This is a genomic window from Mycolicibacterium sp. XJ870 (genome assembly GCF_053483975.1).
Genome location: NZ_JBEFTI010000004.1, coordinates 288,182 through 301,703, shown reverse-complemented (window position 1 = coordinate 301,703; position 13,522 = coordinate 288,182). Strand labels below are relative to the sequence as shown.

Sequence of the window (13,522 nt, the reverse complement as noted above, 5' to 3'; positions counted from 1 at the left end):
GAGCGCTTGCGCGAAGAGCGACTAGACGTGGCCGGTCCGACCGTCACGGAGTTGTTGGCCCCGCTGGCCGACGTCACCGATCGTGGCATCTACCAAGGTGATTCGTTCGTCAGCTGGGCCGACCACATCGCCGCCGGAGCACAGTTGGCGGCTGCGATGCGAGCCAGGCTGGATCCGACGAAACCACCGCACATCGGAGTGCTGCTCGGCAACACTGCGTTCTTCTCCAGCTTGCTTGTGGCCGCCGGACTGACCGGCTTGGTGCCGGTGGGCCTCAACCCGACCCGGCGCGGGGATGCACTGGCCCGTGACATCGCGCGGGCCGACTGCCAATTGGTGCTCACGGACAGTCCGGATACCGTCCCGGCGGGCGTGGAGTTCATCGACGTCGAAACCGTGGGCTGGGCCGTTGAGCTCGCGTCGTATCAGGGCACCCCGGTGACGTTCGCCGAGCTGTCCCCCGACGACCTGTTCATGCTGATCTTCACGTCGGGCACCAGCGGCGAGCCCAAGGCGGTTCGGGTCACACACGACAAGGTGGCGTTTCCCGGCCGGATGCTGGCCGACCGGTTCAGGCTGGGGCCGGGCGACACCGCCTACCTGTCGATGCCGCTGTTCCATTCCAATGCGATCATGGCCGGCTGGGCCGTCGCTACCGCCGCGGGTGCGTCAATCGCATTGCGGCGCAAGTTCTCTGCGTCGGGATTCATCGGCGACGTGCGCCGCTACGGCGCCACGTACGCCAACTATGTCGGCAAGCCGCTGTCTTACATTCTGGCCACCGATCCGCAACCCGACGATGCCGACAATCCGCTGAAGATCCTGTACGGCAACGAGGGTGCACCGCGGGACCTGGACCGGTTCGCGAAGCGGTTCGGTGTCGTGGTGGTCGACGGGTTCGGCTCGACGGAGGGCGGTGTGGCGATCGCCCGTACCCCCGACACCCCGGAGGGATCGCTGGGTCCGCTCACCGACGAGGTTGCGATCCTCGATGTGGACACGGGCGAACCGTGCGCGCCGGGCCAGGTCGGCGAGTTGGTGAATCCCACTGGGCGCGGCTGGTTTCGGGGCTACTACAACGACCCGGATGCTGAGGCAGCGCGAATGTCCGGCGGTGTGTACCACACCGGTGATCTGGCCTACCGTGACGCGAACGGCTACATCTACTTCGCCGGGCGACTCGGCGACTGGATGCGGGTCGACGGCGAGAACCTCGGAACCGCCCCGATCGAGCGCATCCTGTTGCGCTACCCCGATGTTGTCGAGGTCGCGGTGTATCCGATCCCTGATCCGGCGGTGGGCGATCAGGTGATGGCCGCACTGGTGTTGACGGCGGGCACGGTGTTCGAACCCGAGAAGTTCCGGGCGTTCCTGGCCGAGCAGTCCGACCTCGGCCCCAAGCAGTGGCCGTCCTATGTTCGGGTCAACACCGCATTGCCGCGCACCGAAACCTTCAAGGTGATCAAACGGCAATTGACCGCCGAGGCCACCGACTGCACCGACCCGGTCTGGCCCATCGCGCGCTAGGTGTACCGGACGTTAGGTACAGCCTGGCGTGGTGACATGACGAAGACCTTGCTAGCCGCTCACCGAGATTCACACCAGGGACAAATCCGGCACCGATTTTGTCCCTGGTGTGAATCTCGATGTGGTCCTAGCCGTTTGAGTTTACGTTTTGCCTCAAGAAATCCGGCCGCGATCCCGGTTTGTCGCTTAGTCACCTTTCGATACCATTGGCATCGAAATGCAGTAGGCGGGCGAGAGGCGGACCATGCACATCGCAGTCACCGGCGGCACCGGTTATCTGGGGGCCCATACGGTTCGAGGCCTGTTGGCGGCGGGCCACCGCATCCGCCTGCTCGTCGCCCCCGGCTGTGGCGATGACGTCGTCATCTCTCACCTGGCAGCCCTGGGCGATCTCGCGGTCATCGACGGCGACATCCGCGACGGCGAGACCGTGGAGCGGCTGCTGTCGGGTTGCGACGCCCTGATCCACGCGGCCGGCATCGTCGGCACCGACCGTCGCCGCGAGCAACTGATGTGGGAGATCAACGCGCACGCAGGAGAGGCCGTGCTCAACCGCGCCGTCGAGGCCGGGCTCGATCCCATCGTGTCGGTCAGTAGCTACAGTTCGCTGTTCCCCGCGCCCAACGGCGTGATATCCGCCGATACCCCACCGGCACCGGGCCGCAGCCCCTACGCCCAGACCAAGGCCTACGCCGACCGGGTGGCCCGCCGGCTGCAGGACACCGGGGCCCCGGTAGTGGTCACCTACCCGTCGAGCGTGGTGGGCCCGGCCTACTTCACCGCCGCCGGAGTGACCGAACGCGGTTGGGCGCCGATCGCCAAAGCCGGTCTGGCGCCCCGGATGCCGGGCGGGATGCAGATGGTCGACGTGCGCGACGTCGCGCTGGTGCACGAACGGCTGATGAAGCCGGGGCGTGGCCCCAAACGCTATGTCTGCGGCGGGGTGATGCTCTCCTTCAACGAGATGATCGACGTGCTGGAACAGGGGTCCGCACGCAAGATCCGACGGATCCCGGTGTCGGCGAGCCTGTTTCGCGGCATCGGCTGGTGCTCGGATCTGCTCGGCGCAGTCCTGCCGCTGGGTGACGGGATCAGCTATGAGGCGGCCATGCTGCTCACCGCGGCGACTCCCACCGACGACGCGAGCACACTCACCGATCTGGGCATCGACAGCTGGCGGTCACCGCAGGCGGCGATGTTGGCGTCATTCGGGCGGTGACGCGCCCAGCGCCGCGCTCAGCAACTGCACCAGGTGGTCCTGCAGCGCGGGTGAATCATCGTCGACCGCAACGGTGGTCGCGAACAACGCCGCGCCGGCAGCCATGGCCAGCGCGGCCCGCGCGTCCGCCTCGGTGCCGTATCCCTGTTCGGCGAACAATTCGATCGCCGGGCCGCTGAAACCGCTCCACAGCGCGGTACGCAACTCGTCGTTCTCGCGCAGTGCCAGCAGCAGTCCCGGCACCGACTCTTTGAGGTCGGGGCGGCTGAACAGCTGATGGCTCCCGCGCACCACCCAGTCGATCCAGCCGCGCAGATCGGTACCCGAGAACGGCGACATGTCCGGCGTCTCACCGAGTATCGCGTGCAGTACCAGTTCGGCCTTCGATGACCAGCGGCGGTTCAGGCTGGACCGGCCCACCCCGGCCCGCGCCGCAACCAATCGGACGCTCAGGCCGTCCCAGCCGACCTCGACGAGAAGCTCACGGGTGATCGTCAGCACCCGCTCGTCGATAGACGTATCGCGCGGTCGCCCGGTCATTTAACGATTCAACCGCATACCGACGCGGGTACCGTCGAGGCAGTGAGCTATCGCGAGCAGGCTCCCTCACCTGAACTGCACGCACTGGTCCAATGCAGTTGGCTGCGCACCGGGCGCGTGGAACCCGGTCGGGTGCTGCCCGACGGCTGCATGGATCTGATCCGGTCCGGCGACCAGACGATCGTGGCCGGCCCCGATACCACGGCTTTTCTCGCCGCGGGGAGCCCGGAACCCCTACGGGGCTTGCGGTTCCGGCCTGGGGTCCTGCCCCGACTGCTCGGCGTGCCCGCCGCCGAACTCCGCAATACCCGGGTGGCCCTGCACGATCTGCGTACCGTCCGCCACGACCGCTCGCTGGAAGCGCTCACCATCGCGCTTGCCACCGAATCACCGCGCGCCGAGACTGCGCCGTGGTCGTTGGCCGCGCTCGGACAAGTGACCCGACGGCTCGCCGACGGGGCGGCGGTCAGCGACACCGCATCCGATATCGGCTGGTCGAGCCGGACCCTGCAACGCCAGTGTTCGGCTGTCTACGGGTACGGGCCGGCGATGCTACGTCGCGTTCTGCGGTTCCGCCGCGCCGTGCGGCTACTCGACGCCGGCCTGACGCCGGCGATGGTCGCAGCGCAAGCCGGCTACGCCGATCAGCCTCATCTGCACCGCGAAGTACGCGCCCTGGCCGGCGTGCCGCTACGTCAGCTCTATAGCGCCGCAAACAAATCCACCGACGTGCCGTCGGGGTCCTCGACCGTTGCATAACGCTGACCCCACGGCGCGTCGAACGGTTCGAGCATGCCAGGGTGACCGGCCGCGGTGAGACGTTCGTAGAGCGCGTCGACGTCGGCGGGCGCACCCAGACCGAACGCGATCGCGACTCGACCCGCACTGGCGGGCGGGGTCCACCCCGGGTGCATGCCGGCGATCACCTCCTCGGTGTCGAAGGCGAGCTTGTTGCCACCGGGCAGGTCAACCTCGACGTGCGGGCCGTCGGGCGCGGGCACCTCAAGGCCCAGCAGCCGATAGAAGTCGAGAGTTCGGGACAGGTCGTTGGCGACGATCTCGATGACCGCCGATGTCGGTTCAAGTGGCATACCTGCAGGTTATGACGATGCGACGGACTCAGTCATGAACAAATCGGACAAGCCGCCTCTTGGTCGGACCGACGGTAGGAAGTAGGTTGGCCGTAACCGTTTGTTACTCGCCAGTAGGGAGTGTCAGTCATGCCCGCTCCGTCCGCCGCCGACTTCGCGCGCCTGCGCAATCTCGTTGCGATCGAGGATGTCGACGCCCGCCAGTCGAAGTCGATCGAGGAAGTGTTCACCGGCCGCGACCTGACCACCATTCCGGTCGGGACCGCCGACGACGTCACGGCCGCCTTCGCCAAGGCCAGGGCCGCGCAGGTGCAATGGGCTCGCCGCCCCGTCAAGGAACGCTGCGCGATCATCGAGCGGTACCGCGAACTGGTGGCCCGCAACCGCGACTTCCTGATGGATGTGGCGCAGGCCGAAACCGGCAAGGCCCGGTCGGCGGCCCAGGAAGAACTCGTCGACATCATGCTGAACTCGCGCTACTACGCACGCCAGGCCGCCAAGCTGCTGGCACCCAAGCGCGTTCAGGGCCTGCTGCCCGCCGTGGTCAAGACCGTGGTGAACCATCACCCCAAGGGTGTCGTCGGGGTGATCTCACCGTGGAACTACCCGATGACACTGTCGATTTCGGACTCCATCCCCGCGCTGCTGGCCGGCAACGCAGTGGTGGTGAAACCCGACAGCCAGACCCCGTATTGCACGCTGGCCAACGCCGAACTGCTGTATGAAGCCGGCCTGCCGCGCGAGGTGTTCGCGGTGGTGCCCGGCCCTGGCTCGGTGGTGGGCACCGCGATCGTCGAGAACTGTGACTACCTGATGTTCACCGGATCCACCGCCACCGGCCGGTCCCTGGCCGAGCAGTGCGGCCGTCGGTTGATCGGCTTCTCCGCCGAACTCGGCGGCAAGAACCCGATGATCGTCACCAAGGGCGCCAACCTCGATGTGGCCGCCAAGGCCGCGACCCGGGCCTGCTTCTCCAACGCCGGGCAGTTGTGCATCTCGATCGAACGCATCTACGTCGAGCGCGACATCGCCGACGAATTCACCGCCAAGTTCGGCGAGCAGGTGCGCAATATGAAGCTGTCCGGCGCATACGACTTCACCGCCGACATGGGCAGCCTGATCTCCGAGGATCAGGTCAAGACCGTCTCCGGCCACGTCGACGACGCAAAGGTCAAGGGCGCCAAGGTGATCGCCGGCGGCAACGCCCGACCCGACATCGGACCGCTGTTCTACGAGCCGACCGTGCTGTCGGACGTCACCGACGAAATGGAATGCGCCCGCAACGAGACGTTCGGTCCGCTGGTGTCGATCTATCCGGTCGATTCCGTCGACGAGGCCATCGAGAAGGCCAACGACACCGAGTACGGCCTCAACGCCAGCGTCTGGGCCGCCAGCAAGGCCGAGGGCGAGGCGATCGCCGTGCGGATCAACAGCGGCACCGTCAATGTCGACGAGGGCTACGCTCTGGCATTCGGCAGCACCGCCGCCCCGATGGGCGGCATGAAGGCCTCCGGCGTGGGCCGCCGCCATGGCGCCGACGGCATTCTCAAGTACACCGAGTCGCAGACGGTGTCTACCGCGCGGGTGCTGAATCTCGACCCGCCGCTCGGGATTTCACAGACGTTCTGGCAGAAGGCGCTGACCCCGATGATCCAGGCGGTGCAGAAGTTGCCCGGGCGGTGAGCCCCACCGAGAGGCCCATGCCGTCACTGACCGCCGACGAGCGCACGAACCTGGAGAGTTGGCTCGACTTCTACCGCGCGACGCTGGCCATGAAATGCGCAGGGCTGACGGAGGAACAGGTGCGAACCGCTTCGGCGCCGCCGTCGACGATGACGCTGATGGGCCTCGTGCAGCATGAAACCGAGGTCGAGCGGAACTGGTTCCGCCGGGTACTGCTCGGCGAGGATGTGCCACCGATCTACGGCCCGCGTTCCACCGACGGGCACGACGGCGGCTTCGACCCAGCGCTGGACATTACGTTCGGAGCCGTCTGCCGCACCTGGCAATCCGAGATCCAACAGTCGCGAGCCAACTGCGCCGGCAGGGAACTCGAAGCCACGAGTCCGTTCATGGGCGGCGAAGTGACGTTGCGCTGGATCTATGCGCACATGATCGGCGAGTACGCCCGACATTGTGGCCACGCCGATCTGCTCCGCGAAAAGATCGACGGCACAACCGGCGTCTGAGCGCCGGCTTCAGCGCTGACTGATCAGGTACTCGGCGGTGCGGTGCGCGACGGCCATCGTCGAGATCATCGGATTGACTCCGGTGGCGGTCGGCAGCGCGCTCGCATCGCCGACGTAGACGCCGGGTGTGTCATGCAGTTCGCCCCACGGGCTCGCAACGGACGTCGCGGGATCCGGCCCCATCCGGCAACTGCTCATCTGATGCGCGGAAAACACCCGATGTCCACCCGCGCCGAAGCGGATGTCCTTCATCTTCTCGATGAACTCGTCGAGATCCTCACCCTTGCGCCAGCGGGTCGCGGTGGCCGCAAACGGCACGATCTCGCGAGCTCCGCTCGCGGCGTGCAGACGGATCTGGGCTTCGAGCGACCGCTGCTCGTTACGCACGTCGATTTCGTCGGTGACCTCGTAATGCACGACGGCATTGCCCGCCTCGTCGATCGTCACGCGGCCGGCCCCGCGGTCACGGACGATCCCGACGAACCAGGACGCATTCTCCAGCTGGGCCATCGTTTCCTTGAGCTCTTCGCCCGACGAGCGCGCCATCCCGCCGGCGATCAGCGAGTTCGACCACTGCACACCCTGGATCAGGATGCCGTAGCCGTCCTCCACATCGGCGAACTCGTCGACCATCGCCGTCATCGGAGCGCCCCACCAGGGCCGCTGCGGCTCGTCGTGCAGCGCGAGCGTCGCCACCACGGGGTGCAGGTGCAGGTTGCGACCGACGGCAGGCCCTCCGATGCCGGAGCGCAGGAGCAGCGCCGGCGACTCCAGCGAGCCGCAGGCCACCACGACGCGCGGGGCGCGGATCTCCAGACCGGTGTCGGCGCCCGTCCGTGGATCGAGGAACGTCGCCGCAACCCCGGTCGCGCGGCCGTCCTCGGTGAGCACGCGCTGCGCGTTGCACCGAACGATCACCCGCGCTCCGGCGGTCACGGCGTCGTGTAGGTAGGTGCGACGCACGTCGAGCTTTGCACCGGACCGGTCCCCCATGCCGATGTAGCCCGCGGTGTCGGGCGAGTACGCGGCGGGATCGGCGTTGCGGTCCAGCGTCGTGAACGACCAACCGAGTTCCGCGGCGCCGTCGCGCATCCGCTCGTGCGGGCCGTTGAGATCCGAGCAGTCGGGGTTGACCCCGAGCCGGGTCCAGACGGCATCGAGGTGCTTGTCGAAGTCCGGTCCGTCGACGCCCGCCATTCCGAAGTCACGCGCCCATTGCTCGCGCACATGCACGGGCGTGCGCAGACAGTTGGACCAGTTGACCGTCGGCCCGCCGCCCAGCGTTGACCCGGCCAGCAGCGTGACGTTGAAATCGGCGCTCGGGGTGGGGCCGCCGTGCCAGAACAGTTGCTGGAATGCAGGCAGTTCGAGTCCGCTGAAGTCGGATTCGTTGTGATTACCGCCCGCCTCGAGCACCACGACGTCCAGACCCGCGTCGGCGAGCATCCCGGCGATCAGGCCGCCGCCCGCTCCCGAACCGACCACGCAGACATCGGCTTCGATCACCGGGCCGTCAGGCAGGTACGGCTCGAACCCGGCGCCTGCACCCGGCTCAACAGCAGGAGCACCCGGATATCCGAACCCCGCCCACATGGGATTCGACCCGGTCTGCGGATCCGGCCCGGCATAGGCGAAGGCCAGCGTCAGCGACTGCAGCGCATTGATTGCCGCGGCGGCAGGCATACCGAGTTGAGCGACATTGGCGAGGATCTGCTCACGGACCGCAACGGATCCGCTGACAAAACCCTGGGCATGCAGCACGTCGAGCAGGCCCAGCAGGCCCGCGCGCTGTTCCTCCGGCATCGCCGCGAGTGCCATCTCCACTCCGGCATCGGCATGCAGGTCGCTGCCCGACAGCGCCCAGAACCCGGTGAGGTCCTCGTCGCGCTTCATCGACGGCACGACGGTGTCGGCCAGGGCGCGCAGCACCAGGCGATGGGTATCGGCAATCGGCGCGTTCATGGTTCTCCTCGGGTACAGGTGAACACCGCACTGATGCGAGCGGCGTCACGTTCGCGAGGAAAATTACCGATCGATCACACCGAGAACGATGTACCGCGGCAACCAAGTCCTGCCGACCTGTTGTGTTCCGGAGACAACCTTTGCTTGCGCGAGCAGGAAATCAGCCCTCGGCGATACCGTCCAGGCGCTTGGTGGCTGCCTCGAACCCGCTGACCAGCTCCCCGATGATGTCGGCGACCGGGCGAATCTCGTTCATCCGGCCCACAATCTGGCCCACCGGCATCGACACGGTGTCGGGGTTGTCCGACTCGTTCATCCGCTGGTGTGCCTCGCTGACCAGAATGTTCTGCAGCGGCATCGGCAGTGGTTCCGGAGCGTCCGGGGCATCCCAGGCGTCGGTCCACTTGGTCTTGAGCAGGCGGGCCGGCTTGCCGGTGTAGATCTTGCGCCGCACGGTGTCGGCGGTGCCGGCACGCAGCAGCGCCTCCTGGATAGTCGAGGTCCCGCCGGGCAGGCGGTGGCCCAAGTCGTATTCGGCCGACGTCAGGAACGCCGAACCCATCCACACACCTGATGCTCCCAGTGCCAGCGCCGCGGCGACCTGCTTGCCGCTACCGATACCACCCGCGGCCAGCACCGGCGCCTTACCGTCAAGGGCATCAACGATTTCGGGCCACAACACCATCGAGCCGATCTCACCGGTGTGCCCACCGGCCTCATGGCCTTGGGCGACAACGATGTCCACGCCGTTCTCGACGTGGCGCAGTGCGTGTTTGGCACTGCCGGCAAGGGCGGCAACCGGGACACCGGCGGCATGGGCCTGGTCGATGACGTCCTTCGGCGGCGAGCCAAGCGCGTTGGCGATCAGCTTGATCGGGTGCTTGAGTGCGACGTCCACGTGCGAGCGGGCCACCGAATGCAGCCAGCCCAGCACACCCTCGTTGCGCTCCTCGTCCTCCGGCAGCGGCGGAACGCCAAGATCGGCAAGGGTTTTGGCGACGAAGTCGCGGTGGCTCTGCGGAATCAGCTTGTTGATGTCGACGGCCGTGCCCTCGGTGGGGATCTTGGCCGGCATCACGATGTCGACGCCGTAGGGCTTGCCGTCGGTGTTGGCGTCCATCCACTGCAGGACGTTCTCCAGGTCGTCGGCGTCGTTGAACCGCACGCAACCCAGCACGCCGAGACCACCGGCCTTGCTGACCGCGGCCGCCACCTTCTCCGACGGGGTGAACACGAAGATCGGATATTCGATACCGAACCGGTCGCAGAGCTCAGTTTTCATCTAGTTCGCTCCCACGTGGTTGGCGTGCACCTCGTCGGCCGCCCGCTCCTCGGTGGTGTCCTTGGCCCAGCGGTAATCGGGCTTGCCCGCGGGTGAGCGCTTGATCTCGTCCACCAGCCAGAGGCTGCGCGGCACCTTGTATCCCGCGATCTCGGTGCGCACGAAGGTGTCGAGTTCGGCGAGCGTCGGGCTGGCGCCTTCGCGCGGCTGCACGACGGCTGCGACGTGCTGGCCGAACCGCGGATCCGGGACACCGACCACGAGCGCGTCGAACACGTCCGGGTGACCCTTCAGCGCGGCCTCGACCTCTTCGGGGTAGATCTTCTCGCCACCGGAGTTGATCGACACCGAACCGCGGCCGAGCATGGTCACGCTGCCGTCGGCCTCGACCTCGGCGTAATCGCCGGGAATCGCGTACCGCACCCCGTTGATGGTCTTGAACGTCTCCGCCGTCTTCTTCTCGTCCTTGAAGTAGCCGACCGGGATGTGACCGCGCTTGGCGATGATGCCGCGCACGCCCGAACCGGGCACCACCTCGTTGCCGTCGTCATCGAGCACCACGGTGTTTTTGTCGATCGTCACCCGCGGGCCACCGGTGTGCGACTGCCCCTTGGCAACGATGCTGGTGCCGCCGAAACCGGTCTCCGACGAACCGATCGAATCGGTGATGATGCGGTTGGGCAGCAGCTCAAGGAACTTCTCCTTGAGGCTCGTGGAGAACAGCGCGGCGGTGCTGGCCAGCAGGAACAGCGACGACAGGTCGTATTCGTTCCCGGCATCCTGATGGGCCAGCAGGGCGTCGAGCAGTGGCCGCGCCATCGCATCGCCGGTGAAGAAGAGCAGATTGACCTTGTGGTCGTGGATCATTCGCCAGACCTGGTCGGCGTCGAACTCGGGCGCCAGCACCACGGTGTGGCCGGAGAACAGCGCCATCCAAGTCGCCGACTGCGTGGCGCCGTGGATCATCGGCGGTATCGGCAACCGGACCATCGGCGGGTTCGCCGCGGCCTGCTTGGCCAGGTCGTACTCGTCGGCGATGGGCTCGCCGGTCGCGAAGTCGGTGCCGCCGAACAGCACCCGGTAGATGTCCTCGTGGCGCCACATCACGCCCTTCGGGAAGCCGGTGGTGCCGCCGGTGTAGAGCAGGTAGATGTCGTCCTCGCTGCGCGGGCCGAAGTCACGTTCCGGTGAGCCCTTGGCCAGCGCCTCCTCGAACGCGACACCGCCGTATTTGAGGAAGTCATCGGCTGGTCCTTCTGTTCCGTCTTCGACCACCAGGATGGTCTTGACCTTCGGCGTCTCCGGCAGCACGTTGGCGACCCGGTCGGCGTACCGACGCTCATGCACAAGCGCAACCATGTCGGAGTTGTCGAACAGGTACTTCAACTCACCCTCGACATACCGGAAGTTGACGTTGACCAGGATCGCGCCGGCCTTCACGATGCCCAGCATCGCGATGACGATCTCGATGCGGTTGCGGCAGTACAGGCCGACCTTGTCGTCCTTCTTGACGCCCTGGTCGATCAGGTAGTGGGCGAGGCGGTTGGCTTTCTCCTCCAACTGCGCATAGGTCAGCTGTTCGTCACCGGAAATCAGCGCGACACGGTCAGGCACAGCATCGATGGCGTGCTCGGCAAGGTCCGCAATATTCAGAGCCACAGAACCTAAACTAGAACGTGTTACATTTCGAGACAAGTCTGGGGTAACAATGCATGGAGGCAGGTACTGGTGACTGAGTCCGAAAAAGGGCCCGATGCCCTCATTGAGCAGCGCGGACACACCCTGATCCTGACGCTGAACCGGCCCGAGGCGCGTAATGCGCTTTCCACCGAGATGCTCTCGATCATGGTTGCGGCGTGGGACCGCGTCGACAACGATCCGGAGATCCGCACCTGCATCCTCACCGGCGCAGGTGGTTACTTCTGCGCGGGTATGGACCTCAAGGCCGCCACGAAGGCGCCGCCCGGGGACTCGTTCAAGAGCGGCGCCTACGATCCGTCGCGCATCGATGGGCTACTCAAGGGCCGCCGGCTCACCAAACCCCTGATCGCCGCCGTCGAGGGGCCCGCCATCGCGGGTGGCACCGAGATCCTGCAGGGCACCGATATCCGTGTCGCCGGCGAGAGTGCGAAGTTCGGCATCTCCGAGGCCAAGTGGAGCCTGTACCCGATGGGCGGATCCGCGGTGCGGCTCGTGCGCCAGATTCCGTACACCATTGCCTGCGACATGCTGCTGACCGGCCGCCACATCACCGCCGCCCAAGCGCTGGAGTACGGGCTGATCGGTCACGTGGTTCCCGACGGCACGGCCCTGGACAAGGCGCTGGAGATCGCCGAGGTGATCAACAACAACGGGCCGCTGGCAGTGCAGGCGATCCTCAAGACCATCCGCGAGACCGAGGGCATGCATGAACTGGATGCCTTCAAGCCCGACACCGCCAACGGGATTCCGGTGTTCCTCTCCGAAGACGCCAAGGAAGGCCCGCGGGCGTTCAAGGAGAAGCGGGCACCCAACTTCCAGATGAAGTAATCAACGGCACAACTGAGGCCCTGCTCGAATCGAGCAGGGCCTCAGTGTTATCCGGTCACCAGTGCGGACGATGCGGAGGCGGCGGGCCCCATGGCCGCGGCGGTGGTGGCGGCGGACCCCAGAACCGCGGCGGAGGCGGAGGCCGCCAGAACGGCGGGGGCGGAGGCGGCGGCGGACCCCAGAATCTCGGCGGAGGTGGCGGGCCCCAGAACGGTGGGGGCGGCGGCGGTGGCGGGTGCAGCGGGCCGAGCCCGATCGTCTGCACGCTCGCCGGTACCGACCCCGTGATCACGTCCGCGTTCGCGGCTCCAGCCAATCCTATTGCGGCGGCCAACATGGCGCCGCTGACAATCACCCCACCGATCAGTCTGCGTTGAGAACTTCGTCGTGCCATGGCGTGCACCCTTCTGGTCATCGTGGTCAGCGTCGCGTCACACTTACCAAGACTATCTAATTAGTCTGGCTAGCGGAACCTGTCTGTCATCGAAAGAAACATTGGGCGGCCGAGACCCGAACACACTGCCAACCCAGCGGCCTCTACCGCCAGGAATGCGTAACTTTGGCGATGTGCCCGAGGTTCTTGCGGAGAAGGCCCGCGAGCTCGCGACGCACATGATGCGCGAGTATCCCGATCGACTGAGCCACCTCACGGGCGTCGCCGCCCGATGCGAAGCCCTCAGCGCCACCGTCGGTCCATCTGAGATCGATGCGCTGATCGCCGCCGGGTGGTTACACGACATCGGCTATCTACCGTGGTTGCGGCGATCGGGTTTCCATCCGCTCGACGGCGCACTGCACCTGCGCGACGAGGGTTGGCCCGAGCCGATCTGCGCGCTGGTCGCGCATCATTCCGGCAGCCGCTTCGTGGCCCGGGTACGCGGTCTCGACGAATCTTTGAGTGCTTTCGAGTTCACCGATGACGAGTGCTCCGACGCACTCACCGTTGCCGACAACACCACCCGACAGGACGGGTCATTCGTCACCGTGTCGGAGCGACTCCGTGAGAAGCTGCAACGTCATGGCCCCGACTCCCCCGGCGGGCTCGCCAACCCCGGCCGCGACGACTACATCCGCGCCGCGACCGCGCGGGTGCGCAATCGGCTGGCCCGCCGTGGCCGCAGCGACCCCTACCTGGATTAATTGATTGGGCAGGCTCGCGCGGGTGCCGATACCGTCGTGACCC

At 66.6% G+C, this 13,522-nt stretch carries 13 protein-coding genes; 7 read left to right on the top strand and 6 right to left on the bottom strand.

What is annotated here, in order from left to right; genetic code table 11:
• Positions 1 to 27: 27 nt before the first annotated feature.
• Both fadD17 and ABQF30_RS18695 read left to right on the top strand, forming a co-directional pair.
• A complete protein-coding gene (gene fadD17, locus ABQF30_RS18700; protein ID WP_448466450.1) occupies positions 28 to 1,527 on the top strand; it encodes a long-chain-fatty-acid--CoA ligase FadD17 in 1,500 nt (499 codons plus the stop codon).
• 244 nt (positions 1,528 to 1,771) lie between these two features.
• Entirely contained in the window at positions 1,772 to 2,746 is a 975-nt protein-coding gene (locus ABQF30_RS18695; RefSeq protein ID WP_448466449.1) for an NAD-dependent epimerase/dehydratase family protein, read from the top strand.
• Here the strand turns inward: ABQF30_RS18695 and ABQF30_RS18690 are convergent.
• A complete protein-coding gene (locus tag ABQF30_RS18690) occupies positions 2,732 to 3,286 on the bottom strand; it encodes a helix-turn-helix domain-containing protein (protein WP_448466448.1) in 555 nt (184 codons plus the stop codon). The genes ABQF30_RS18695 and ABQF30_RS18690 overlap by 15 nt on opposite strands.
• A 42-nt stretch (positions 3,287 to 3,328) precedes the next feature.
• Between ABQF30_RS18690 and ABQF30_RS18685 the strand changes: the two genes are divergently transcribed.
• Positions 3,329 to 4,045 carry a DUF6597 domain-containing transcriptional factor gene (locus ABQF30_RS18685; RefSeq protein WP_448466446.1) on the top strand — a complete coding sequence of 239 codons (717 nt, stop codon included), beginning with the start codon at positions 3,329 to 3,331 and terminating at the stop codon, positions 4,043 to 4,045.
• Here the strand turns inward: ABQF30_RS18685 and ABQF30_RS18680 are convergent.
• The gene (locus tag ABQF30_RS18680) at positions 3,988 to 4,377 is read right to left on the bottom strand and encodes a VOC family protein (protein ID WP_448466444.1); all 390 of its coding nucleotides are present in this window, start codon (positions 4,375 to 4,377) and stop codon (positions 3,988 to 3,990) included. The two genes, ABQF30_RS18685 and ABQF30_RS18680, sit on opposite strands and share 58 nt — an antisense overlap.
• A 129-nt stretch (positions 4,378 to 4,506) precedes the next feature.
• On the opposite strand from ABQF30_RS18680, the gene ABQF30_RS18675 reads away from it, so the two are divergent.
• Complete coding sequence (locus ABQF30_RS18675; protein ID WP_448466442.1) at positions 4,507 to 6,060, top strand: succinic semialdehyde dehydrogenase; 1,554 nt, start codon at positions 4,507 to 4,509, stop codon at positions 6,058 to 6,060.
• A gap of 17 nt (positions 6,061 to 6,077) precedes the next feature.
• Positions 6,078 to 6,566: a DinB family protein gene (locus ABQF30_RS18670; RefSeq protein WP_448466440.1), complete on the top strand. Its 489-nt coding sequence runs from the start codon at positions 6,078 to 6,080 to the stop codon at positions 6,564 to 6,566.
• Positions 6,567 to 6,575: 9 nt separating this feature from the next.
• On the opposite strand, the gene ABQF30_RS18665 is transcribed toward ABQF30_RS18670, so the two are convergent.
• The 3 genes from ABQF30_RS18665 to ABQF30_RS18655 form a co-directional block, all read right to left on the bottom strand.
• Positions 6,576 to 8,528, bottom strand: a complete 1,953-nt coding sequence (locus ABQF30_RS18665) for an FAD-dependent oxidoreductase (protein ID WP_448466438.1) — start codon at positions 8,526 to 8,528, stop codon at positions 6,576 to 6,578.
• Positions 8,529 to 8,688: 160 nt separating this feature from the next.
• Positions 8,689 to 9,810 carry an NAD(P)H-dependent flavin oxidoreductase gene (locus ABQF30_RS18660; RefSeq protein WP_448466436.1) on the bottom strand — a complete coding sequence of 374 codons (1,122 nt, stop codon included), beginning with the start codon at positions 9,808 to 9,810 and terminating at the stop codon, positions 8,689 to 8,691.
• Positions 9,811 to 11,469 carry a medium/long-chain-fatty-acid--CoA/3-oxocholest-4-en-26-oate--CoA ligase gene (locus ABQF30_RS18655; protein WP_448466434.1) on the bottom strand — a complete coding sequence of 553 codons (1,659 nt, stop codon included), beginning with the start codon at positions 11,467 to 11,469 and terminating at the stop codon, positions 9,811 to 9,813. It abuts the gene before it with no gap.
• 69 nt (positions 11,470 to 11,538) lie between these two features.
• Here ABQF30_RS18655 and ABQF30_RS18650 point away from each other — a divergent pair, with 69 nt between their 5' ends.
• Positions 11,539 to 12,339: a crotonase/enoyl-CoA hydratase family protein gene (locus tag ABQF30_RS18650; protein ID WP_448466433.1), complete on the top strand. Its 801-nt coding sequence runs from the start codon at positions 11,539 to 11,541 to the stop codon at positions 12,337 to 12,339.
• A gap of 55 nt (positions 12,340 to 12,394) precedes the next feature.
• Here the strand turns inward: ABQF30_RS18650 and ABQF30_RS18645 are convergent, their stop codons facing one another.
• Positions 12,395 to 12,733, bottom strand: coding sequence for a hypothetical protein (locus ABQF30_RS18645; RefSeq protein WP_448466431.1), 339 nt, complete (start codon positions 12,731 to 12,733; stop codon positions 12,395 to 12,397).
• Positions 12,734 to 12,906: 173 nt separating this feature from the next.
• On the opposite strand from ABQF30_RS18645, the gene ABQF30_RS18640 reads away from it, so the two are divergent.
• The gene (locus tag ABQF30_RS18640; RefSeq protein WP_448466429.1) at positions 12,907 to 13,479 is read left to right on the top strand and encodes an HD domain-containing protein; all 573 of its coding nucleotides are present in this window, start codon (positions 12,907 to 12,909) and stop codon (positions 13,477 to 13,479) included.
• Positions 13,480 to 13,522: the final 43 nt, after the last annotated feature.